Annotated in this window: 16 protein-coding genes; 6 read left to right on the top strand and 10 right to left on the bottom strand. The window is 52.4% G+C overall.

What is annotated here, in order from left to right; all coding sequences use genetic code 11:
• Positions 1–33 precede the first annotated feature (33 nt).
• The 10 genes from AAHB90_RS12465 to AAHB90_RS12420 form a co-directional block, all read right to left on the bottom strand.
• Positions 34–780, bottom strand: a complete 747-nt coding sequence (locus AAHB90_RS12465) for a TylF/MycF/NovP-related O-methyltransferase (RefSeq protein WP_342085459.1) — start codon at positions 778–780, stop codon at positions 34–36.
• A 50-nt stretch (positions 781–830) separates the two neighbouring features.
• On the bottom strand, positions 831–1,028 hold the full coding sequence (locus AAHB90_RS12460) for a hypothetical protein (protein WP_342085457.1): 198 nt from the start codon (positions 1,026–1,028) through the stop codon (positions 831–833).
• A gap of 199 nt (positions 1,029–1,227) precedes the next feature.
• Positions 1,228–2,517 carry a sensor histidine kinase gene (locus tag AAHB90_RS12455; RefSeq protein ID WP_342085456.1) on the bottom strand — a complete coding sequence of 430 codons (1,290 nt, stop codon included), beginning with the start codon at positions 2,515–2,517 and terminating at the stop codon, positions 1,228–1,230.
• A gap of 1 nt (position 2,518) precedes the next feature.
• Positions 2,519–2,845: a circadian clock KaiB family protein gene (locus AAHB90_RS12450; protein WP_342085455.1), complete on the bottom strand. Its 327-nt coding sequence runs from the start codon at positions 2,843–2,845 to the stop codon at positions 2,519–2,521.
• Positions 2,846–2,850: 5 nt separating this feature from the next.
• On the bottom strand, positions 2,851–3,144 hold the full coding sequence (locus AAHB90_RS12445) for a circadian clock KaiB family protein (RefSeq protein ID WP_342085454.1): 294 nt from the start codon (positions 3,142–3,144) through the stop codon (positions 2,851–2,853).
• Between the two features lie 9 nt (positions 3,145–3,153).
• Positions 3,154–4,833: a circadian clock protein KaiC gene (gene kaiC / locus AAHB90_RS12440; RefSeq protein ID WP_342085453.1), complete on the bottom strand. Its 1,680-nt coding sequence runs from the start codon at positions 4,831–4,833 to the stop codon at positions 3,154–3,156.
• Positions 4,834–4,995: 162 nt separating this feature from the next.
• The gene (locus AAHB90_RS12435; protein WP_342085451.1) at positions 4,996–5,673 is read right to left on the bottom strand and encodes a phosphatase PAP2 family protein; all 678 of its coding nucleotides are present in this window, start codon (positions 5,671–5,673) and stop codon (positions 4,996–4,998) included.
• A gap of 10 nt (positions 5,674–5,683) precedes the next feature.
• A complete protein-coding gene (locus AAHB90_RS12430; RefSeq protein ID WP_342085450.1) occupies positions 5,684–8,122 on the bottom strand; it encodes an outer membrane beta-barrel family protein in 2,439 nt (812 codons plus the stop codon).
• Positions 8,123–8,185: 63 nt separating this feature from the next.
• A complete protein-coding gene (locus AAHB90_RS12425) occupies positions 8,186–9,457 on the bottom strand; it encodes a sensor histidine kinase (protein ID WP_342085448.1) in 1,272 nt (423 codons plus the stop codon).
• On the bottom strand, positions 9,454–10,128 hold the full coding sequence (locus tag AAHB90_RS12420) for a response regulator transcription factor (protein ID WP_342085446.1): 675 nt from the start codon (positions 10,126–10,128) through the stop codon (positions 9,454–9,456). Before AAHB90_RS12420 ends, AAHB90_RS12425 begins: the two co-directional genes overlap by 4 nt.
• A 22-nt stretch (positions 10,129–10,150) precedes the next feature.
• Between AAHB90_RS12420 and AAHB90_RS12415 the strand changes: the two genes are divergently transcribed.
• The 6 genes from AAHB90_RS12415 (at position 10,151) to AAHB90_RS12390 (ending at position 25,243) form a co-directional block, all read left to right on the top strand.
• A complete protein-coding gene (locus AAHB90_RS12415) occupies positions 10,151–14,323 on the top strand; it encodes a hybrid sensor histidine kinase/response regulator transcription factor (RefSeq protein WP_342085445.1) in 4,173 nt (1,390 codons plus the stop codon).
• Between the two features lie 396 nt (positions 14,324–14,719).
• Positions 14,720–17,845, top strand: coding sequence for a SusC/RagA family TonB-linked outer membrane protein (locus tag AAHB90_RS12410; RefSeq protein ID WP_342085444.1), 3,126 nt, complete (start codon positions 14,720–14,722; stop codon positions 17,843–17,845).
• A gap of 37 nt (positions 17,846–17,882) precedes the next feature.
• Entirely contained in the window at positions 17,883–19,508 is a 1,626-nt protein-coding gene (locus AAHB90_RS12405) for a RagB/SusD family nutrient uptake outer membrane protein (RefSeq protein ID WP_342085442.1), read from the top strand.
• Between the two features lie 18 nt (positions 19,509–19,526).
• Entirely contained in the window at positions 19,527–20,693 is a 1,167-nt protein-coding gene (locus tag AAHB90_RS12400) for a glycan-binding surface protein (RefSeq protein WP_342085440.1), read from the top strand.
• Positions 20,694–20,829: 136 nt separating this feature from the next.
• Positions 20,830–22,704, top strand: a complete 1,875-nt coding sequence (locus AAHB90_RS12395) for a glycoside hydrolase family 44 protein (RefSeq protein ID WP_342085439.1) — start codon at positions 20,830–20,832, stop codon at positions 22,702–22,704.
• Between the two features lie 28 nt (positions 22,705–22,732).
• A complete protein-coding gene (locus AAHB90_RS12390) occupies positions 22,733–25,243 on the top strand; it encodes a glycoside hydrolase family 31 protein (protein ID WP_342085437.1) in 2,511 nt (836 codons plus the stop codon).
• Positions 25,244–25,246 lie beyond the last annotated feature (3 nt).

The raw sequence follows: 25,246 nt of genomic DNA, 5'->3' as shown, positions 1-25,246 counted from the left end.
GGCACTGACCGGATTTATTTATGTGATAGTAGCTTATCCCTGCTGGGATTTTACGGCGATTCGCCCCGTATAGTCAATTCTGTTCAGCAACAGTGGCCTGTTTTCGAAATACTCGTCCACTGCTTTTTTGCAGCCATCCCAATGTCCGTAATCGTCTATGACCAACACGCCGGAAACGGCCAGGATGGGGTACAAATGCTTTAACTCGTGTGCAGTGGACTCATACCAGTCCGTATCCAGGCGCAGCAGCGCAATGCCATTGGCCGGCAGGGTAGAGGGAATAGTATCTTCTACCTTTCCTTTTACATAATGAATATTCGCCGTGGGATATTTTGTAAGGCCCATGTTTTGCTTGACATCATTGATATCGGCAAGGCACCACACCGAGGTCTCCTTATTGTCAATGTTCTTTTCCAGCAGTTTATCGGCATCTTCACCGCGAAAGGTCTTATCATGCTCGGTAGGTTCCGACATTCCTTCGAAAGTATCGTACAGGAACAGCTGTCTGTCCGTGCTACGCAGGTGCAGCAGGGTGAGGGCGGTCATCATCGAGCTTCCTCCACGCCACACGCCGCATTCCACAAAGTCGCCGGGGATGTTATTTTTTACCACATATTTCACCGCATTGAACAGGGCGTACATGCGCTCAATCGAAGTCATAGTGTACGGCCTGCATTGCTCGTAAAGGGCTAAGAAAGTTTCGTCGTCTGTAAATTTTTCTTCTTTTTTAATCCGGGATACCTGTAGTCCGAAAGGTTTCAATAGAAGCGAATTGATCATAAAAATGCAGATATAGTGTTAAATGAAATTAAAGCTTCCAATGCAGGCGCTCATACACCCCAAACGATACTTAAATACAAACCGGTACCAACCAGCAACATACCCGCAAGGACGGTGACAATAACAACTGCGAGCACCAACGTCTGTTCCTGCGCCTCGCCATCTACCAGTCCATTTAATATCAGCCCAAGCTCTTCGCCTTCGATTTCCTGCCCATGGGCGGGATTTTCAAGTACTAAATGTTTCATAACCGGGTTGATAGTCAGTCTGTAATGTCGCCATTTTCCATCAACGATAGAAAAGAATTTCAGCAATTCCAAACTAAGTGTCAATTTCTTAGCCCTTGTTGAAACTTGCTAAGTACCAGCTCTTTGATCGAAGTGTTACTATAAGCTATCTAAAGGTTTGCGAAGCTGATTATTTAAAATTTCTCAAACGGCTGTCAAATCAGGGAAAGATGTTCGGCTGTTTTACAGGCAAACTGATTGTGAAGCGGGCGCCTTCGCCCGGGGTACTTTCCGCGGAGATTCTTCCGTGATGTCTCTCGATGATCTTCCTGGTAATAGAAAGCCCGATCCCCGAACCTTCGTACTTATCTTTGTTATTGAGCCTTTCGAATAGGGAGAATATCCTTTCCCGGTGCTCTTTTTCAAAGCCGATGCCGTTGTCCGTCACTACAATGTGACATATCGCCGCCTCTTCCGTTTTAGGCGGGGCAGGCTCCGGCGGGGTGCAGAAGATCCTGATAACCGGTGGCTGGCCCGGTCTGGAAAATTTAATGGAGTTGCTGATCAGGTTCTGGAATACCTGCTTGATCTGCGCCCGGTTTCCTTCTACCACCGGCAACGCTTCCACCAGGACTTCGACGTTCCGTTCCTGTAAGAGCAGTTCGTAGTCGTCCAGGATTTCCGTAACCACCGCTTCCAGACTTACCTCGTCGAAGGTGTGCGAATTCGTCGACAAGCTGGAATAGTTCAGAATATCCGATGCCATCGAACGCATTCTCTGCGAGGACGAGATGATTTTATCAAGGTATTTGAGGCTATCTGCCGGGAGGTCTTTCGCGTGCCTGTCCCTGAGCATATTCGCGAAAATCAATATTTTCCTGAGAGGCTCCTGAAGGTCGTGGGAGGCTATCGACGCAAATTGCTGCAAGTCGTGATTGCTTGCTGCCAGTTCCTCGTTGGCGGCGGTCAGGCGCTCATTATTCTCTTTTAACAAGCCCTGGATTTTTTTCTGAAAAGTAAGGTCGGTGACGATAACACTCAGCGAAAGCCCTTCGTCCAGTTCCAGGACCGTCAGGGATAGCTGGCAGGGAACGGCATCGCTGTCGCGGCAAATCTTTACTTCAATCTGCATATCCTTATGCCAGGCCATACCAAATGCATCTTTGAACTCCGCCTGGCAATCGTCGGAAACAAATGATTCGAAGACCTTTCCGACGATGTCCGACAAAGTGGAATCCAGCATCGTCGCGAACCTCGAATTGGCATAGAGAATAATGCCGTCCTCGTTCAATGTTACGGCCCCCTCATTCATTTTCTCGATGAAGAGGCGATAGGAGTGGTCGGCAGTTTTGAGTGTGTACAGCTGATGCCCGGCCTTTGCGTCGTTAACCACCAGGGCATCGACCTGGCCGGTACGTATGGCGTCGATCGTGTCGGTGGCTTCCTCCAATCGTCGGCTTAGCTCGGCGTTGTCCCGAAGCAGCTGCTCGTAAGTTTTCGGATCGCTCATATCATTCACCGGAAATACCAAGACCTTTTAAAACTTTTTGAGTGTCGGACATATCGCCGATTAGCCTTCGCTCAGGGTGGGGCCTTGATTTGATGAGCATCGGCAGGGCCACGAGCTGTTCCTGCGAGGCAAGCGACTTCTCCTGATGCACATCGATCACCCGGAGTGTATACCTTTCTTTGAGGTATTTTTCACAGATTTCCCTGAGATTCGCAATCGCCCGGATCGAATTGGAGGAAGCACCGGCTATATACAGGTTCAACTCGAAATGGTTGTTCATTTCGTCGCCATCATTCCAATCCTGATTCTCGTGTGTTCCTTGAAGCATTTTATCTATTTTGCCGGGCGAATATTGAGTCCCACGAGTACTTTTTCTTCGTTGGAGAGGTCTCCAATGATCTTGCGAATGGGTTCGGGTACCTTTTTAACAAGCGTTGGAATGGCCAGGATCTGATCGCCTTCGGCCAGCTGTGGCTGAACCAGCAAATCGATCACCTCGATTACATATTTGTCTTTCAGGTGCTCTTCGCAGTACTTTTTAAGGTTAGCGAGCGCAGCTACCGACCGGGCGGTTTTTCCGGCGATGTACAGCCTGAGCTCCCATACTTCTTCATTTACTTCCTCCATAATGTGGTGTTAATGCAAATCGTCACGCTTGCGGGTGAGCTCCCTGCGATTGTTATCCATAATGCTCTTTTTAAGCTCGTCTTCGATATAGCTTTTATTCAGTTCTTCCTGCAACGACTCGAATTCTTCTTTCAGGGTCGCGATTTTAGATTCCAGTACCAGCCTTTTACGCTCGATCTCGCGGTCTTTTCTCGACACGGCATGGTCGCGAATGGCTTCGGAAGTTTTTTCCATTAACTGCTGCGTTACCCTCGCCGAGCCTGTCAGCACGCCTTCGGGCCCGAGGAACACTTCCACGAGTTTGAGGCCTTGGTCGGTAATGACAAACTCCCTTACCTGATTGGAATGCTTCATCCCGCGTGACTTCATCACATACAATCCGCGGTTCCGCTCTCCATTGGATTCGATGTCCCTTACCAGGATCCACACATCCACCAGCGACGACACGCCTTCGTCGGTTTGTTCGGTTTTGTTATCGTTGAGCGCCAGCGCCGTGAACATCACGGTGATCTGCTGTTCTTGCAGGTAGTCGATCAGGCGTGTAAGCAGGCTCTTGACCTCGCTGTTGGAGCCGACTGTAATGAGATTACTGATCGGATCCAGGACGATTACCTGGGGTTTAAACTTTTCGACCAGCTTCATAATGTTCAGCAAATGCATTTCCAGCCCATTGAGCGTAGGCCTGGCCGCGCTGAATAGCAACATGCCGCTGTCAAGATGGCTTTGCAGGTCGATATTGATGGAGCGCATGTTGCGGACGATCTGATGGGGTGATTCCTCGAATGCGAAATAAATCGCGCGAAGCCCATCGCTACACGCTTTGTTGACAAAACTCCCCGCTATGGAGGTTTTCCCCGTACCTGCCGTGCCGGAAACCAATATGCTGCTGGCTCTGTAAAAACCTCCGCCGCCGAGCATTTTATCCAATGCAGGAATACCGGAGGATAGTCTTTCCAACGATACAGGATGGTTCAGTCGTAGCGAAGTGACGGGCAGGACAGATATACCTTCTTCATCGATCAGAAAGGGATACTCGTTCGTCCCATGGACCGAGCCCCGGTATTTCACGATTCGCAGAATGCGGGTAGATATTTTGTTTTCGACTCGATGATCGAGCAGGATTACGCAATCCGATACATATTCTTCCAGGCCCTGGCGCGTAAGCGATCCCTCACCTTGTTCGCCGGTGATAATGGTTGTCACTTTCTTCTCTTTGAGCCACTCAAACAGCCTGCGGAGCTCGGCCCGCAATACTGCCTGGTTGGTCAAACCGGAAAAAAGGCTTTCGATGGTATCCAGTACGACACGTTTGGCACCAATGCTGTCGATCGCGTATCCTAGGCGAATAAAGAGGCCGTCCAGGTTGTATTCGCCGGTTTCCTCGATCTCGCTCCGTTCGATACGAACGTGATCGATCCGGATCTGTCCGTCCTGCTGCATCTGGTTCAGGTCGTACCCCAGGGACGCCATATTAATGGCGAGCTCTTCGGCTTTTTCTTCAAAAGCTACAAAAACGCCGGGTTCGTTATACTGCATGGCGCCGTGCACGAGAAATTCCAGCGAGAACAACGTTTTTCCGGATCCCGCCGCGCCGCAAATCAATGTTGGCCTGCCGGAGGGTAATCCACCCGTGGTTATTTCGTCGAGACCGCGGATGCCGGTATTCGATTTAGGAAGTGTGCGGTGCATTCTATTTGATTCCGAGGGTTCCAAACTCATTGTCAACGCTTGAATGGTTTATTAATGAAATATTCGTCTGATTTCATTAAAACCATGCCTGGCCAAAAACACACAGCTAAGTAAAGTCGAAAAGCCCGCAGGTCGGGGTAGTGACCGGCGGAGCCTTCAAAATCAATAAACCACCTGCATTTTAGCACGGGATTTTCCCCATTTGTACCGGTGCGTCCAGTAGGCCATTTTCATCGATAAATACCCGATCCCGGCGCCTACCAGCACATCGCTGATGTAATGCCGGTTGTTGGCCACGCGTAGCAGGCCCACGGACGACGCGACCGTGTACGAAGCGTAGGGCATCCAGGGGTAACGGTCTTTGTATTCTTCGTTCAGAAACGTGGCCGCGGCGAATGCCTGGGTAGTGTGGCCGGACGGAAACGAATTGTAGGTACTGCCGTCTGGTCGCAGTGTGTGCGTAGCCGATTTCAGGATGGTGGCGGTGGTAAGGGCCATGGCTTCGCCTTTGATGAGGATGACCGTGCGGTTGAGCACATCGGTTTTCGATCGAACGCCGAACGCATCCAGGCCATAAGCAACAACCAGGGGCGAAAATTGCAGGTAATCGTCGATATGCGTCCGGAAACGGGGAATGTGCCGGTTCCGGCTTTCGGCGAGCTCGTTTTTAATCGATTCTTCCGAATGCCCGTTGGCCATGAGGCCGCCGATGATCAGCGATGCGGGTGGGTAAAACTGCTGCAATGTCAACGGCTTGCGTACAAGCAGGCTGTCTGCAGGTGTAAGCAGGCTTGCGAAGGAAGAGCTGGAAACGAGGAGGAGGATGATGAGGAGGCGCATGGCTGTAAGTTTAAAATTTAAAGCTATATCCGGCCCGTATAAGCTGGGTTTCGTAATAATCGCGGCTCGTGTAATGGAAGCCGTCGCCATAGACGGTTTTCCGGATTACCAGCGTTCCGAAAAGGTCCGTGGCGTTGATGAAAATTTCACCTTTGGGCAGCTGGCGTTTGGCGCCGGCGTCTACCGAGAAACGGTAACCCGTTCGGCCTTGCGGGACGATATCCGGGGCCTGGTAAACGGCCACCACTTGCAGCTCGGTCTTTTTGCCTTTCAGTATGGCGCTCATTTTGGCACTGCCCGAGGTGAGTGTTTGCCTGGCGGCACTGTATACGGATCTTACAGGATACAGGTTTTCTACCGAGAATGCGTTGACCGTATTTTTATAAATATTACCATTCACATTCACCGAGAACCATGGGGCAAAGTCCTGCTGCCAAACCAGCTCGCCACCTGCATTGTAACTTTTGCCTGCGTTTTGGAAGATGTTGTATATCAAAGTGCTCCCGGGTTCGATGGTGCCGATCCTGGTAATGGTGCCATTGGTCTGCTTGCGGTATAATGCGGCATACAGCGAGCCTTTGTTCCAGCTGGTTTTGTAGCCGGCCTCCCAAGAACTGGTAAACTGCGGTTTAAGGGCAGGATTTCCGATTTTGATGATCTCCGCGTCGTCATACTTGGGAAAAATGCGGATATCTACCTCATTGGGCCGGTCGACGCGCCGGTTGTAAAACAGCGATACCTTGTTGCGGTCGTCGATTTTATATGCCAAACGGGCATTCGGAAAGGGCTTCGCATAGGTGTAACCGTCGCTGTGGTAGGTAGGGTGGGTAGGATTGACCTCGTAACGGAGGTTGACATACTCAACCCGCAAGCCGGCTTCCACCTCGAAATTTCTGTTTTCGAAAACATAATTTCCATAAACCGCCGGAATGGTCTCCTTGTAATCGGCCCAGCCGCCTGCGAGGCTGTCGATGGGGGAGTTCAGACCGGGCGTCGCTACGCCGGGCGCCGCCGCGCCAGGGAAGAATTGCATATTGGTCGGGATGAAGCGCCTGCGCAGTTTCACCCCGCCTTCGAGTCGCCCATAGCGCAGCGGGCGGATGTAGTCGGCATTGAAGTCAAATACATGCTCGTCCGAAAGCAATTTGAAAGCGTCCTTGCCAGTGAAATCGGGCATGACATTGGTGAAAAAATACTGCTCGTTTTCGCGGTGGAAAGTGTAGTTGAAGCCGATATGGAGCAGGCGCCCGGGCTGGGCATACTTATGCTGGTAGGAGGCGCTGGCGGTCACGGTCGTTTTCAGCTCGTCTTCCAGAAACTGCCACAGCCTGTTGCGCCGGGTGAGATTTGCATTGAAAAACGGCTCGTCGCCGCGGTCCAGGATTTTTTCGCTGCTGAAAAGCCCGGAAACCGACAATGCGTCGCGGTCGTTGAAAGTCCAGTCGGCGCCGGTTTTGGCGGTAACCACATTGGTGCTGCGGTTACGTTTAGTTTGCTGGCGCACGGTATCGCCGCTGTCGTAGTACCGGTTTACAAACTCGTTTTTGTTGAGCGTAGGCGTATGCAGGTAGTCGCCCTGAAAAAACACGTTGGCTTTGTTCTTTTTATAGTTAAGCGCTATGGAAGGATTCAGTTTAAGTGTATTGCGGTATTGCGGGCGGATACCGGGCAGGTTTTCTTTCCTCACCCATAATGCGCCCAGTCCCGTCGCCATTCCGATCTTTCCGTTAAAGCCTTCCTGTTTTTCTTTTTTATAAATAATATTGATGATCCCCGCATTGCCGTTTGCGTCGTAACGCGCCGACGGGTTATTGATGATCTCGATGCGCTCGATCGCTGATGCCGGGATATTGTCCAGGCTCGTCTGGCTTCCGAAACCGGTGAGCGCCGTCTGCCGGCCGTCGACCAGGATAGCTACTTTATCGCTTCCCCGCAGAAGCACTTTGCCGTCTTCTCCGGCGGTAACACCCGGCAGGTTTTTTAACGCCTGCAATACTGATCCGCCGCTCTGGCTTATATTACGGCCAATGTTGAAGGTTTTCCGGTCGAGCTTGTCGCCGACACCCTCTGCCTGCTGGCCGGTGACGGTCACTTCCTGCAAATTTTGAGGATCATCGGCCATCCGGAACTCGCCCAGGTCGAGGAAGGGGCTTAATGTGCCCACGGTAATGTGGCTTTGCAATGCCTTGTAGCCTAGCGAAACGCATTCGATGCGGTAGTGACCGCTTTTAACGTCCGGCAGACTGAACCGTCCCGCCTCGTTGGTGATTGTACCTGTTACAAAAGTGCTGTCTTTTTCAGTTTTGAGAACGATATTGACAAACGGAAGCGATTGTCCGCTTGCTGCGGAAGTAACCTGCCCGGAGAGCGTTACTTTACTTACCTGCGCCCTGAGCTGGCCGAAGGCAAAGAAGTAGCATAGCAAGGTCAGGATTCGTTTGAAGGCCATTCAGATGATATTTTCGATGATCTGATGGCAAAAATGATTACTGATTTGGAAGAAATTTGGAATTCAGAAACGGACGGAAAAATGGTGCATACCCCGAGCAAACTCATAACCGATCTGCCAGCCATAACGGTCGCATATCTCGCGTGCGATCGCAAGCCCGAGCCCGCTGCCCGCATGGTCGCCCGAAGCCTGCGCGAACCGTCTGAAAAGATTTTCGGCCTGCAATGCCGCCACGCCGGTGTTGGAAACGGTAAGCATTCCGCTATCTAACTGTACAAGCACTTTCCCGCCCAAGGGGGTGTAGCGCACGGCATTTACAAGCAGGTTGGTCAGCAGGATTTCGGTCAGCACCGGATTCGCGTCGACAACCGACGGCGTGATATTTTCGGTGTAATGCAATGCATTGTTTTCAAAACGATCGCTGAACTGCGCTGCGATGGCGGCAAGCATTCCGTCCAGCGCTATCCGTTCTTTTTCTTCAAATTGCGAATGCTCGATGCGTGCGAGCAGGAGCAGGTTCTTATTGATGCGTGAAACGCGGTTAATGGCCTGGTAAACCTGCTCGACGATCCGCATTTGCTCGGCGTCAAGCGATTGGCTCTGCAAAAGCATATCCAGCCTGGATTTGACGATTGCCAGGGGCGTTTGCAATTCGTGTGAGGCGTTTTCGGTAAATTCCTTTTGCTGGCGATAGGAAGCCAGGCTGCCCTGCATGAGGGTTTCTAGGCTCGCATTCAGGTCCGTAAACTCGGTCACATCGGAGGCAGGTAACGGCACAGTCTTGCCCGTTTCAAGACGGAAAGTATGCAGGCTGGCGAGCGTATCATAAAATGGCTGCCAGATGCGCAGGGCAGTTTTACGGTTGAGATAGATAAACCCCGTGAGCAGTAGCATAATGAAGAAAACCGTCACCGCGGCGATGGCCAGGATCGTCTCGTCGATCTCTTCCATATTCGTTTCAATCAGCACGCGGTACAGCCTGCCGTTGACGCGAATGTCGGTCGTCAGGCAGCGGAACTGCTCCCGGTCGTTCATAAAACTGTCGAACCGGATGAGGGTGTAAAGGCTGTCGGGCCGGGGTGCGGCAGTCTCATTGAACGAGAACCCGGGCTGCACTTTATCGAGCGCGGTAATCATATTGGCTACCGCGGTGTCGGGCAGGTCCAGGCGGGTAAGACGCTTTTCCAGTTTCTCTCGGATGGCGTAATGGTGCTTGTCCAGTTCGTTTTCCCAGATCCAGTCGATGATCAGGAAGTAAACGGGAATGCTGATCACCAGCACCGTGAATGCATAAATCACCAGCGGGCGCAGGCTCTGGTCGAGCAGTTTTTTCATCCTTCCCATTTGTAGCCCGTTCCGTAAATTGTTTTCAGATAATTGCCGTAACCAGCCTCGCTGAGCTTCTTTTTCAGGTTTTTGACATGCGCATACACGAAGTCGTGGTTGTCGAACATATCGGCAATATCGCCCGACAAATGCTCGGCCAATGCACTTTTGGCGATCACCCGGTTTTTGTTACCGATAAAAAACAGCAAAAGATCAAGCTCCTTTTTTGTCAAAACCACCAATGTACCATGCACGGTAACGGTTTTACTGAGCAGATCGACCCTCAGTTCGTTTTGAACGACGTTATTATGGTTACCAAAGCTCCTTCTGCGGATCACGGAGTAAATGCGGGCCGCCAGTTCGGGTAAATGAAAGGGTTTGGCCAGGTAATCATCGGCGCCTGCGTGCAGGCCTTTTATTTTATGCTCGTAATCGCCCTTAGCCGAGATGATGATCACACCGTCCTGCTGCCCCCGCTTTTTGAGCGTTTCGAGTATATCCATGCCATCGCCTCCCGGAAGCATCAGGTCGAGCAGAATGCAGTCGTACAGATACAATTCCACTTTCTCCCGCGCTTGCGCCCACGTGCCGGCATATTCGCACAGGTAGTCCTGCGCGGTCAGGTAGGCGCCGATGCTTTCGGCCAGGCCAGGCTCGTCTTCAATGATCAGGATCTTCATTCAGGCAATTTAACTGAACAATTTGGAATTCTTTTTGAAGGAAAACGATGTTACCTTCACAGGAATGAAGCGGTGGTTGATCAAATTTTGGCTGGTCCTGACGGGACTTGTTGGATGGATGGAGGGAAGTACAGCCCAGCCAGCAGACTATCAGTTTGTCCGCTACAATACCGAAAAAGGCCTTTCCCATAATCAGGTCAATTGCTTTCTAAAAGACAGCCGCGGTTTTGTGTGGATCGGAACCGCCAATGGCGTGAATCGTTTCGACGGTTATTCTTTCCGCGTATTCAAGCACGACCCGGCCGATTCGACAAGCATTTCGGCTCACCAGGTCAATGCCCTTTTTGAAGATCCGCAGGGTTATATCTGGATCAACACCCCACTCGGATTCGATATTTACGATCCCGTTACCGAAACGATCGATCACAACGTCAACCGGGCGGCTCGGCGCTTCGGGCTTGGGGATGCTAATTTTAACCGCATTATCAAAACCCGTTCGGGCGATTACTGGATCAGTCACAACAAACTGGGTTTGCTGAAATACCGTGCCGCATCCAGGGAGCTTGTCAAAATCAGGTTTACGCCCTCCCAGAATGCGTCGGGGACACGTGCGATTTCGGATTTTGACGAGGATGCCGACGGAAACCTCTGGGTGGTTTGCGACGACGGCTTCCTCGCCCGGGTGAATGCCCGCACACACGCGATCGACATCCAGAGCGCGCTCTTGCAACGTCGTAACCTGGGTAAATTGTCCAATCACAAGGTTTTTGTCGACGGGCAGGGCGAACCCTGGGTGTATATCGTCAAAGCCGCGGTCGGTGCATTTAATTTTGATTTCAAAAAAAACAGGCTTCGCATTGCGGGCACCGCCGGGCCAGATTTCAGGCTGAGCAACAATGCGGTGAGCGCGATGATCTCCGGGCCCGACGGCCGGATCTGGATCGGGACGGATCATGGCGGGATCAATATCCTGGATAAACAGACCGGCAGTGTCTCTACACTACGCTCTAACCCCGGAGATCCCAGAACGCTCAGCCAGAACAGCATTCAGGCTTTGTACAAGGATGCCACGGGCATGATCTGGGCCGGTACCTACAAGCAGGGCTTTTGTAATTATCATCAGAATATTTTCAGGTTTGGGCTCGTCCGCCATTTGCCCGGCGATGCTGCCAGCCTGCCGTTCGACGATGTAAATGTGTTCGCCGAAGACCGGAAGGGCAACTTGTGGGTGGGTACCAATGGCGGGGGACTGATTTACTACGACCGGAAAAACAACAGCTTCCGGCAGTTCAAAAACAAGCCGGGAGATGTCAATAGCCTGAGCAACGACGTGATCGTCAGCCTTTTCCTCGACCGGCAGGACGTGCTTTGGATAGGAACCTACTTCGGTGGGTTGAACAGCTTCGACGGCCGGAAATTTACCCGCTACCTGCACGATCCGGCCGATTCAACGAGCCTGATCGACGACCGGGTTTGGGAGCTATTCGAGGATTCGCGGCGCAGGTTGTGGGTGGGCACGATGGCCGACGGCCTGGACCTGCTCGACCGGTCGACGAAGACATTCCGGCACTATCGTAACCTCGCGCCCAATTCTGTCAGTTCCGACTACATTTCCGCCATGATCGAAGACAGGCAGGGCAACCTGTGGTTCGGAACGGCTAACGGCATTGACGTACTCATGCGCCAGACGGGCCGTTTTGTACATTATGGACACCGGGCCGGTGACCGCAACACCCTTAGCAGTGATGCCGTGATGTCGTTGGCCGAGGACAGTTCCGGTACGATCTGGATAGGTACCTCCGAAGGTCTAAACCGCTACGATGCCGCGCGGAGCGCATTTGTCACTTACGACACCCGCCACGGCCTGCCCGATAATTCCATACTGACGCTGGTCGTCGATGCACGGCAGAACCTGTGGCTTGGCACTCCGAAAGGCATGGTGAATTTGCAGATCACCCAAAGGGCACCGGTTAAATTCCACGTGCGGGCTTACAACGAGGTCGACGGCTTGCAGGGGAGGGGTTTCAATGAGAATGCGGCACTCAGGCTTCGTTCCGGCGAACTGGTTTTCGGGGGAGCCAATGGCTTTTCCATTTTCGATCCCGCGCGCGTTACCGATGAGCGAGTCGCCGCGAAAGTGGTGCTGACCGATTTTCAGATCTTCAATAAAAGTATCCGTCCGGGTGTCGCCGCAGACGGTAACATGGTGCTCGAAAAATCCGTTTCGATAACGGACCGCATCGTGCTGGAATACAGCCAGAATGTCTTTACGATCGAATTCGCGGCTTTGAATTTCCTGCACCCCGAGAAAAACCATTACCTGTACACTTTGGAAGGCTTCAATGACCGGTGGTTCGAGGCGGATAACACCCGGCGGGTTACCTACACCAACCTCGACCCGGGCGGTTATGTATTTAAGGTTAAAACCAGGGAAGGCGGCGTAACGACCGAGCGGCGTTTGGAAATCAGGATATTGCCCCCATTCTGGCGTACGCCTTGGGCCTATCTCCTGTACTTTTTATTGGTAGCGGGCGCCTTGATGATTGCCCGCTGGGTGCTGATCGAACGCGAGCGGATGAATTTCAAACTGGAACAGGAGCGGCATTACGCCCAGCAAATGCATGAGCTGGACTTGATGAAGATCAGGTTCTTTACCAATGTGAGCCATGAGTTCCGCACGCCGCTCACGCTCATGCTTACGCCGCTGGAAAACTTGCTGAGGGGCATCCGTTCCGATCATACTGTGCACCGGCAGCTCTCTCTCGTCTACCGGAACGCGCAGCGGTTGCTCAATCTGGTGACGCAGATGCTCGATTTTAAAAAGCTGGAAGTGGAGGAAACCCGTTTTATGCCGGAGCGTGGCGACATTGTCCAGTTCGTCAGGCAAATCGCCCAGACTTTCTCCGATTTGTCGGAACACAAGCACATCCGGTACCGGTTCGAAAGTGCCGTGGAATCGCACTATGCAGATTTTGACCAGGATAAATTGTCGAAAGTGATGTACAACCTGTTGTCGAATGCATTCAAATTCACGCGTGAGAACGGCCAGGTGACGGTAAGGTTGCGGAAGTTGGAGCAAGAGGGCGGGGAGGCGCTGGAAATCAGGGTGGAGGACTCCGGAATAGGCATTCCGACCGAGGCGCAGCAGCGGGTTTTTGAACGTTTTTACCAGCACCCCATGCCCGGGCACATTATGAACCAGGGCAGCGGTATCGGCCTTTCCATTGCCGGGGAGTTTGTCAAAATGCACGGAGGGACGATTGATCTGGAAAGCGAGGTGGGCAAGGGCAGCACATTCACCGTCACGTTACCGCTGCGCGAGAGCCTTGCGCGCGTAGCACCCGTGCCCGCATCGAACATGCCGGCCGCAGATGCCGCACCGATTGACATCGACCTTTCCGGGGAAAAAGTCGGCAAGGAAAAGCCCCTGATCCTGATTGTAGAGGACAACGACGAATTCAGGCAGTATCTCAAAGAAGTATTTCAGCATGAATACCGCATACTCGAAGCCGCTAATGGCCGTATCGGCCTCGATATGACTCTCGAACACATTCCCGACCTGATCGTGAGTGACGTGATGATGCCTGAAATGGACGGGACAGAGCTTTGCAGGACGATCAAGACGGACCTGCGCATTTCGCATATCCCGGTGGTACTGCTCACCGCGCGGGCGGAGGATGAGCAGCGGTTGCAGGGCTACCAAACCGGCGCAGACGCTTACGTAACCAAGCCGTTCAGGCTGGACATTTTAAGGGTAAGGATCACGAACCTGATCTCGCAGCGCGAGCGGTTGCAGAAGCAGTTCCAGCAGCACGTCGAGATACGGCCGAGCGAGGTGGCGGTACGGTCCATGGATGAGCAGTTTGTTAACAACGCCGTGAAAGTGGTGGAGGAGAACATGGCTAATGCCGAATATACAGTCGAGCAACTGAGCGAAGCCATGTCGATGAGCCGGGTTTATTTGTATAAAAAAATACTTTCGCTGACAGGGAAAACGCCAATCGAATTCATTCGCATTATCCGCATCCGCAGGGCTGCCAACCTGCTCGAAAAGAGTCAACTCACGGTCTCCGAGATTGCCTACCAGGTCGGCTTCAACAATCCCAAGTACTTTACCAAGCTCTTCAAGGAGGAATATCAGGTGCTGCCAACCGCCTACCGCAAGAAGCAGACAGGGTCTCAAATATTAGAATAATACAAGAAGCAAGTCGGATACTCTAATAACCGTTTGCAATCACCTGCTCATCACTTGCTCATCCGTTCCTGCACTTAATCCTTTCTCAAACTGGAATAAAGGGCGAAAAAATAGCCTGATTTTCTGTCGGAGTTTACAAATGATCCCCCAATTGTAAACATTTGGATCCCTTTCAGCATGTTTTTAGGTGACACATTTGTCCAACTATTCATTCGATTTGTCCCATTGTCCGGTACGAAACCCCGGGATATCGGAAATGTATAAATCGGGATGAACAAATAGTCACTTTTAAAACAAAACAACATGCAACAAAATTTGTACGAAACGAGGCGGGTAAAGCGGCGTTCACGCTTTCTGGCCGGGTTGCTACGACCTCTCCTTCTATCATTGGGGATCATGGGTACTGCAGTCGGCGCATTTGCGCAGGCGGAAGTTAAAAAGGTTATTACCGGCACGGTCGTTGGCCTGGAACAAGGCGATGGCATCCCCGGCGTGAGCGTGGTGGTGAAGGGTACGTCCAATGGAACGACGACCAATACCAACGGGGTGTTTTCGATCGAGGCTACCTCGGGCAGTAGGCTCGTGTTCTCCTTCATCGGATATGAAACGCAGGAAGTGGCGGTGGGAAACAAAACCAAAATCGACATTAAACTGAAAGAAAGCATTTCCTCTCTGGATGAGGTCGTGGTAGTAGGGTACGGGGAAATGAAAAAGACCGACGTTTCCAGTTCGCAGGTGACGGTTTCGGGTAAGGATTTGAGTAAGACGATCAACACCTCCCTTGAACAAGGCTTGCAGGGCCGTGCGGCGAACGTGCTGGTGCAGCAGAACTCCGGCCAGCCGGGAGCCGCGCCGTCGGTACTGATCCGCGGTCTGAGCTCACTGACCGGTACGACGCAGCCACTGTATGTGATCGACGGGGTCCAGATCAAGCCGGACAATATGAAGGATGATCCCAACAACCGTCCGACGGGCTTTTCGAACATTCTTTCGAGCATTAACCCCGACGATATCGAGACGATCAACGTGTTGCAGGGGCCTTCTGCCACTGCTATTTACGGTGCCGTAGGCGCTAACGGGGTGGTCATGATCACCACCAAACGCGGTAAGGCAGGTGAGGCGAAGATTACCTTCAATTCACTCATTACCTTGCAGGCCGAGCCCAAACATATCGATGTAATGAACCTGCGGGAATATGCGCAGTTCAGGAATGAAGCGGCCGCGGTGGGTAGTACAGCCAGCGAACCGCAATTCGCCGATCCGTCGGTGCTGGGCAATGGTACCGACTGGCAGAGCGCATTGTTCCGTCCGACTACCCTGCAAAAGTACTCGCTGGGACTAAGCGGTGGCACCGAGAAATCGACCTACTATTTGTCGGGAGAGTATTTCAATCAAAAAGGGATCGTGGAAGGATCGGGTTTCAAACGCTACAATGCCCGTTTGAACCTTGAAAACCAGACGCGCAGCTGGCTGAAAATCGGGGCCAACATGAGCGTGGGTATTACCGAAGAAAAGGTGAATACCAACAATGGCGGCATTATCCAGCTCGCCCTCGACCAGAACCCGAGCGTACCGGTAACCAACCCCGACGGCAGCTGGGGCGGCCCGGTGTCGACGCAGTTCCAGTTCACGAACCCGGTGATGATCTCGAAGATCTATAACGATTACAACCGTCGTACTTCGATCCTGGGAAGCCTTTTTGCTGATGTGAAACTGGCTAAAAACCTTGTTTGGCATACAGAGGCCAACGGTAGCGCCGAGTTTTTGAAATACTACTCCTTTCACCCGTCGTATACGATAGGTGGTTACGTGGTGTCGCAGGACGCGGCTACCTCGACCCGGTCGGTGAATACCAACAACTGGTGGAGCTTGCACAGCCGGTTAACCTACGATTTGAAACTGGGACGCCATGGCATTAATGTAATGGCTGGTCATGAGGCGCAGGCATCCACCTATGAATCGCTCACGGGTACACGCAAGAAGTTCATTACCAACACGATAGAGGAGCTTTCCGGTGGGGATGCGTCCGTGATTTCAAATGTGAGCAACAACAGCGGAAAAGGTGCCGGCTCGCGTGAATCGTATTTTGCCCGGGTGAATTACAGCTTCAACGAGCGCTATTTCGTGCAGGGAACTTACCGCATGGACGGTTCCTCGGCATTCCGCGAAGGCCGTCGCTGGGGTAACTTCCCCGCGGTTTCGGTGGCTTGGCGCGTTTCGGAAGAGCCTTTCCTGAAAAACGTGAAAGAGATCAACGACCTGAAACTGCGCTTTGAGGTAGGTCGTTCCGGTAACCAGGGCAGCGGCGGCAATGCGATCTATTCGACTCTGCAAACCGTACCTACGGGCTGGGGAACAGGATTTCTGGCATCCAATTTCGCCAATGAGTTCCTGACCTGGGAAAAGGACGACGTGATCAACGGTGGTCTTGACCTGCATATGTTCGGCAACCGCGTGGAGCTGATCGTGGATGCGTATATCAAGAACATTACCAGCCTCATCACCGTCAATTCTTATCCATTTACTTACGGTGGCGACATCGCTTACTCGCCAGGTTACCTGAGCTGGCCGGCAGTGAATGCGGGCTCGATGAAAAACCGGGGTATTGGTTTTACGTTGAATACCGTGAATATCGACAAAGGCGGTTTTTACTGGAAAATGGGGGTTAACCTTTCATTCGACCGGAATAAAGTGACATCGCTGCTGAACCCGATCACACCGACCTGGAATGCGACTTCCGTAGGTTTCAAAACAGAAGTAGGCCAGCCTGCCAGCATGATCACCGGCTACATCGCCGACGGGCTCTTCCAGGATGCCAACGACATTAAAAACCATGCGGTACAGACCTCAAACGGTCAGTTGACGATTAATCCCGCTACCGGCAGCTGGGTAGGGGACACCAAGTTCCGTGACCTGAACGGCGACGGCGTGATCGATGCCGAAGACCGTACAGTGATTGGCAACCCGTGGCCGAAATTTACCCTCGGTTTCAACAACAATGTAACCTACAAGAATTTTGAGCTGAATGCATTCCTCACAGGCAGCTTCAAGAACGATATTCTTAACTACCCGCGTTACCGTGCCGAAATCCCCGGTAATGGCGGCGTGTTCGGCAACCAGTGGAAATCCGTGGCCAACTACGCGAAGCCAAGCAGCTACAATGCGGCAGATGCGGAGACTGTAACACTCACTAATCCAGGCTATACGATCCCGCGCATTGCGCCGGGCGATCCGAACGGTAACAACCGGATGAACACCAACTTCATCGAAGACGGAAGCTACGTGCGCCTGAAAAACATCACGATCAGCTACAACTTCCCGAAAACGATGCTGAAAGACTTCTTCATCAGAGGGTTACGGGCTTCGGTAGGGGCGCAGAACCTGTTCACGATCACGAAGTACAAAGGTTATGATCCGGAGATCGGGATGGTCAACTATGGCGGTACGGTCATGGCCGGGATCGACACGGGCCGTTACCCATCCGTACGCATGTATTCTTTCGGCCTGCTGGCTGATTTCTAAGCGGGCTGGTTCAACATCAATTTCAAAAATATTCCATATGCAATTCAAATTCAGATTTATAGCGGCTATCGGAGCGCTGATGCTCATGCAGGGATGCAGCGAGGATTTCCTCGACCGCCCGCCGCTGGACGCGATCACCTCGGGTAATTTTTACAAAACCGATGACGAGATCATGGCCGGAACCGCGCCGCTTTACAATATCGTCTGGTTCGATTTCAACGACAAGGCCAATATGGCTTTCCAGGAGGCGCGCGCCGGCAACCTCAATTCCAATGACCGTACGGCCTACATCAAGCATGCGGTACCGTCAACCGACGTGGGTACGTTGCTGCCTGGTTATAAATCGTTTTACAAGATCATCGCCCAGAGCAACAATGCTTACAAAGCGATCAAAGAGGCCCAGGGTAGCACCGCTTCGGCTGCCGTGAAAGCGCAGGGGCTGGGCGAATGCCGCTTCATGCGTGCTACGGCTTACTATTACCTGGTGACCAACTGGGGCGCTGTTCCCATTGTTTACGACAACGTGGCGCAACTGAATACACCGCCCGTCCGCAACCACATCGAGGATGTCTGGAAGCTTGTTATCCAGGACTACCGCTTTGCCGCCGAAAACCTGCCGGCAACGGCCGTTCAGGGACGTTTGACGAAGTACTCGGCCCAGGGAATGCTCGCCCGTATGTACCTGATGCGCTCGGGCCTGAACCAGAAGGGGACCCGTAACCAGTCGGACCTGGACAGTGCGAAATACTATGCAAGCAATGTGATTACCCAAAGCGGCCTCACGCTAGCACCTACGTATGCGGAGCTGTTCGAGAGCGCGAACAACAATGCTTCGAAGAACAATCCTGAGAGCCTCTTCTCTCTCCAATGGATGCCGGTGAGCAGTCCGTGGGGCGTGAACAACTCGTTCCAGGCATATTTCGCCTACGACGCCAACATTACCGGCACCGGCGATGGCTGGGGGGCGGCACAGGGGCTGTCGGCAGATCTCGTGAAGTATTTCACCGAAAATCCGGCTGATTCACTGCGCAGAAAAGCGATCGCGATGTTCGATACCGATGTTTATCCTAATATCCAGAAAGCGACAGGCGGGTTGAAATACAACCGTCCGGCTGCATTGTCGGCCGTTAAGAAGTATATCATCGGTTCACCGGCGGATAATGGCGGCCTCGGCGGTTTTATGGCTGCGAATATCAATTCCTATATGCTTCGCCTCGCGGAAGTGTACCTGATCTACGCCGACGCTGTTTTGGGGAACAGTGCCACTACGGCCGACGCCAAGGCATTGGAGTACTTCAATGCGGTGCGTAAAAGAGCCGGTATGCCTGCAAAAACTTCACTGACTTTCGAGGACATTTTCAGGGAACGAAGGATAGAGACTGTGTTCGAGGGTAACTCCTGGAACGAGGTCGTGCGCTGGTACTATTTCAACCCAGCCAAAGCGATCGCCTACACGGCTGCGCAGCATAAGGAAAACTATACAATGTCCTACGCGGCGGGCTCTATCAATCCCAAAAAATACAATGTGACCTACTCGCCGGCCGAATCCTACCCACTGACCGAGGCCACGCTGTACCTGCCATTCCCTGAAAGTGAGATCGTAAATGCGCCTTCGTTGAAGAACGAGCCGGTCGCATTTGATTTCAGCAAAATAGTCGATTAACCCAAATCTGTGATCAAAATGAATTTTAAAAATATAGGTAAAACAGTGCTGGGAGTGCTTCTGGCGGCAGGGATGCTGTTGGTATTCCAGGCCTGTAACGACGACGACGTCGACGGCGCGCCCGCCATCAGCAATGTGCGCCTGCTCGACCCTACGAAGGCCGACAGCTCGCTGACAGCCGCCGAGCCGGGCAGCCTGATCGTGATCCAGGGACAGAACCTGGGCAGTGTTATGAAGGTGTATTTCAATGATTTCGAAGCGAGTTTCAATGCCGCACTGGGCAGTAACTCGAACATTATCGTGACTATCCCTGCCGATGCGCCTACCAAAGCGGTGGATGCCGGTGTGCCGAATAAGATCAAGGTGGTTACCAAAGGCGGCGAGGCTACTTACGATTTCGTGCTGACAGCACCGGTACCGGTTATTTCGGGATTGTATTCTGAGTTCGTGAAGGCCAATGGCAACGTCGTGATCAACGGGGATTACTTTTACAATATCAAATCGGTGAAGCTGGGTAACGCCAGTTTACAGGTTGTAAGCTCCACGGTAAAACAGATCACGGCCAAAATGCCTGCTACCGCTGCGGTGGACATCATTACAGTGGAAGGCGAGTTTGGTACTGCCAAAACCACCTTCAAAATGAACGACCTCACGGGTAATTTGGTCAATTTCGATGTTCCGGCTACTACCTGGGGATCGGAAGTATGCTGGGGAGGCGCCCCGATCGTTGCTGCCACGGACCCGCAAGCCATTTCGGGCAAGTTTTCGAGGATCAAGCAAACCAAACTCCCTGCTGCTGGTTATAGCGACGGCTGGGTATTCTCGACCTGCTATTTCGAGTTTAAACTATCGGCCGGAGATGCAGCAAGCAGGCAATTCAAATTCGAGCATAATATCGCAGAACCCTGGAAAGCAGGGAAATATGAGATTACCATCGGTGCGGGCGGCACGGAATACGTTTACGCATTCCAGCCCTGGAACTCTACCGAATACGTTTCGACGGGCTACCAGACCAACGGATGGAAAACGGCCGTCATCGAGCTTTCCGAATTCAAGAGCGCTTCGGGCTCGACGATCGCCGATGTATCCAAAATCACCGACCTGAAAGTTTCATTCGGTACACCGGATGTCGCCATTGCGTCCTTCAACGGCAGCGTGGATAATTTCCGGATTGTGAAAAAATAGTTGATCGTCACGCTGAGCGCACATTTGGTCATACTGAGCGAACCGGGCCGCCGGGCGGCCGAAGGGCATCACGCATGATGCTTCGACTTCGCTCAGCATGACAAATGTGCGCTCAGGGCGGCAAACATCATCTTGCATGTATAAAGTTGTATTGTTTCTTGTTGCCCTGCTTTCTCAAAATGTCTCCGGACAAATACAGGTGACAGTCGATGCGGAAGCGGATGTGAAGCCTATTTCGCCGTATCTCTACGGCCGGAATAATTCATTTTCTGCCACCGATCCCAACTGGACTTTACCGGAACAGGACCTCGTACGCCTGCGCGACGCGGGTGTGACGTTTTTCAGGGAAAGCGGCGGGAACAATTCCTCCAAATACAACTGGCGCCGGAAGCTCAGCAGCCATCCCGACTGGTACAACAACGTATATATCAACAACTGGGACCAGGCCGCACAAGCCCTGCAAAAGCATTTCCCGGCCGCGCAGGGCATGTGGGCCTTTCAGTTGCTGGGGTATGCGGCCAAAACCGGCACCGCCAATTTTGCCGACTGGGATTACAACCGCTCCCAATGGTGGGAGGGCGTGAATCAGAACCTGGCCGGAGGCGGTGTGCCCAATGCAACCGGTACCAAAGCAAAGACGGAGGGAAATATTAACCTGTACCTGGAAAAATGGAATGCGGATTCGTCGGTGGCGATACTCGACCACTGGTTCGGGGCGAATGGAATAGGCCTGAAAAAGGACGGTATCCGCTACTGGAACCTGGATAACGAGCCGGAAATCTGGTCAGGGACGCACGACGACGTCATGCCTGTGCAACTCAGCCCGCAGGAGTTCATGCAGCGTTACATCGAGTTGGCCAAAAAGGCGAGGGCCAGGTTTCCGGAAATCAAACTTGTGGGGCCGGTGACAGCCAATGAGTGGCAGTGGTACAACTGGGATGGCAAGCCCATCACCGAAAACGGCAAGAGCTATCCGTGGCTGGAATATTTCATCAAAACCATTGCCGAAGAACAGCAAAAAAGTGGCGTAAGGCTGCTGGACGTGCTCGATATCCATTTTTACCCATCTACCAAAAAAACAGAGGAAGTCGTACAGCTTCACCGTGTCTTTTTCGACCGAAATTACAACTTCCCCGAGGCTAACGGGGTAAAAACGATCAACGGCGGTTACGACAACAGCATTACCCGTGAATACATTTTCGGCCGCTGCAACGACTGGCTTAACCAATATCTCGGTACTGATCACGGTGTTACGCTCGGGCTGACCGAAACCGGCATCGACAACAGCGTGGCGCCATCGGTTACCGCGGTATGGTATGCGTCCACTTTGGGAGAGTTTATGAAAAATAATGTGGAGATGTTCACGCCGTGGAGCTGGAAGACGGGCATGTGGGAAACCCTGCATTTGCTGGGCCGCTACAATCAGTCGCATTCCGTGAGCGGCGTTTCGGGTAATGAGACATTGGTATCGGCCTATCCGAGCGTCAATGCCGCGGGTGATTCCATGACGGTGGTATTGGTTAACCGATCCGAGGCGGCGCAGGCGGTGAGCGTGCGGTTCAATCACTTTTTTCCTTTGCAGGAAAAAGCAGCGACGTACACGTTGTCACAACTACCAGCGGAGGAAACTTTTGTTTCTCATACCCAAAATGCATTGAATAAATCCGAGGCGGATGTTGCAGGTAACGTGCTTAACGTGTCGTTACCGCCGATGTCAGTTACCGCTATCCAGCTTCGCAATGGCGGAACGGTACTTGGCGAAGCACCTGCAGCAGCGCCATTTCACATATTTCCTAATCCAACCTGCGACAACATCACTGTTCGATGGAGCGACCAGGGTTTTGATAAAATCACTATCACCGAAAGCACCGGTCGGCTGATTTACGGTCAAACGCTGCAAACATCGCAACGGGAAGCCCTGATCGACCGGAAGTTCGCAGCAGGCATTTACCTGGTCAGGCTTACGGGGCCGACGGGCCAATCGGCTGTCAGAAAAATTATTGTCCGCTAATCCGGGCATCACATTTGAAATGCACTCCATGAATAATTTAAAGCGCCCGGTTCACAACAGAGTTTACGGCTCAAAGTTTAGAGTTTATAGCTTAAAGTTTACAAATTATAGCTTAAAGTTTAGAATTTATAGATCAGAGTTTAAAACGAGTAGCTTTAAACTTGATGCTTACGGCTTAAAGCTTAAAACCTACTGCCTGTTATTATTACTCCTAACGTTCACCGGTTTCGGCGCCAATGCTCAGCATAGCAAGCTGGTCAACGAACCAGTCGACATCAGCGGCGATTTCCAGGATTTTTCCAACACCATTTTCGTTGCCGACAGCCTGGCCGCATTCGATCCGGCTACCGGCTCCGGCAAGATCCGATGGAAAAGAAATGAGCCATTTTCAGCCCATAACTTCAACAACTCGATGCTGAGCTACAAACGCTCGTTCAGCAACGAGTTCCCGGCTATTGAATATGCCCAGGATCCTGTTCTGCCGTTTTCCGTTGAATTTACTTCCCCACGTACGCTACGCATCCGTGCAAACACAGGCGCGCAGGGGCCCGCATCGGGCGTATCACTCATGCTCGTGGGCGAGCCTGAGAAGGATGCTTCATGGAAATACAGCAAGATCAGCGGCGGACATCAGTATACCGGGCCCTATGGTTCGGTGACCATTTACGAAAACCCGTGGAAGATCCTGATTCGCGATGCTAGTGGGAAGATTTTAACCCAAACCCGCAACCAGACGGACGGCAAGGCTTCCTATACACCTACACTGCCCTTCTCATTTGTCCGGAGAGCCTCGGACTATTCGCGCAGCGTGGCGGCGGTGTTTTCTATTTCACCGGACGAAAAGATATTCGGCTGCGGCGAGTCATTTACAAGACTGGATAAAAACGGGCAGAAACTCGTGCTCTGGACGCACGACCCTAATGGCGTCGAAACCCAGACCATGTACAAACCCATTCCATTTTACATGAGCTCGCGGGGGTACGGGATGTTCATGCACACGACATCACCCATTACCTGTGATTTCGGGGCTACTTACGGGGAGTCAAATGCCATGCAGATTGGCGATGAAAACCTGGATTTGTTCGTATTTCTCGGTCAGCCGAAGGACATCCTCGACGCCTACACCGATCTTACGGGCAAGGCCTCTATGCCGCCATTGTGGTCGTTCGGGCTCTGGATGAGCCGCATTACCTACTTCTCGGAGCAGGACGGCCGGAATGTGGCTGCCAAACTCCGCCAGAACCGCATTCCTTCCGACGTGATCCATTTCGACACCGGCTGGTTCGAAACCGACTGGCGTTGCGACTACCGTTTCGCTCCAAGCCGCTTCAAAGACCCGGAAGGCATGATCGCCGACCTGAAAAAGCGGGGATTTCGTACCTCGCTCTGGCAGTTGCCTTATTTTGTTCCAAAAAATGACCTGTACCCCGAAATCGTCGCGAAGGGCCTGGCTGTCAAAAACGGCAATGGTACACTTCCCTACGAGGATGCCATACTCGATTTTTCGAATCCGAATACTGTGAAATGGTATGAAGATAAAATTGCCGGGCTGCTGAAACTGGGTGTTTCGGCTATAAAGGTCGATTTTGGGGAAGCGGCCCCACTGTCGGGCGTATATGCGTCGGGTCGAACCGGCTTTTACGAGCATAATCTCTACCCGCTGCGTTACAATAAGATCGTCTCCGAGCTGACCCGTAAAATGACGGGCGACAACATCATCTGGGCGCGTAGCACCTGGGCCGGCAGCCAGCGGTACCCGATCCACTGGGGCGGCGACGCTGAAACGACCAACAAGGGCATGGAAGCGCAGCTGCGGGGCGGTTTGTCACTCGGCTTGTCGGGTTTCACGTTTTGGAGCCACGATATCGGTGGATTTACCATGAAAACACCGGAAGACCTGTACCGTCGCTGGTTACCGATGGGACTGCTTGCCTCTCATACCCGCACACACGGGCAGGCGCCCAAGGAGCCGTGGGAATATGGTGAAGCTTTTCAAAACTATTTCAGAAAGGCGGTGGAGATGAAGTACAAGCTCATGCCCTACGTTTATACGCAATCTAAAATCGCTTCGGAAAAAGGATTGCCCATGGTACGAGCATTGCTTGTGGAGTTCCCTGATGACCCTGGTGCGTGGATGGTCGACAATGAATACATGTTCGGCCAGGAGTTCCTCGTCGCGCCGCTTTTCGAAAACGGGAAATCCCGAAATGTGTATTTGCCGAAAGGAAAGTGGATTGATTACCAGACCGGAAAAACTTACGAGGGCGGCTGGCACGAAATCGCGACCGGCGATCTGGACGTGATACTGATGGTTCGCGAAGGTGCCGTGATTCCACATGTAAAAGTTGCTCAGTCCACGGGTGAAATCGACTGGTCGCGGATCGAGCTGCGGAGCTTCGGAACCGCTCCATCCGCTAAAATGGCGCTGTTTTTACCGGGTACAGAAACTGTAAAAGAGGTGGCGCTGACAAGGAGGGGTAACAAATATGTAGTGGCTGTCGATCCATTCGACGGGAAAGTCAAATGGGAGATCCGGTAGCCA

Origin of the sequence: Dyadobacter sp. OTU695 (assembly GCF_038440355.1) — a bacterium.
Taxonomy (GTDB): Bacteria; Bacteroidota; Bacteroidia; order Cytophagales; family Spirosomataceae; genus Dyadobacter.
Note: the sequence above shows the minus strand (reverse complement) of the source record. Positions and strands in the feature narration are given on the sequence as shown.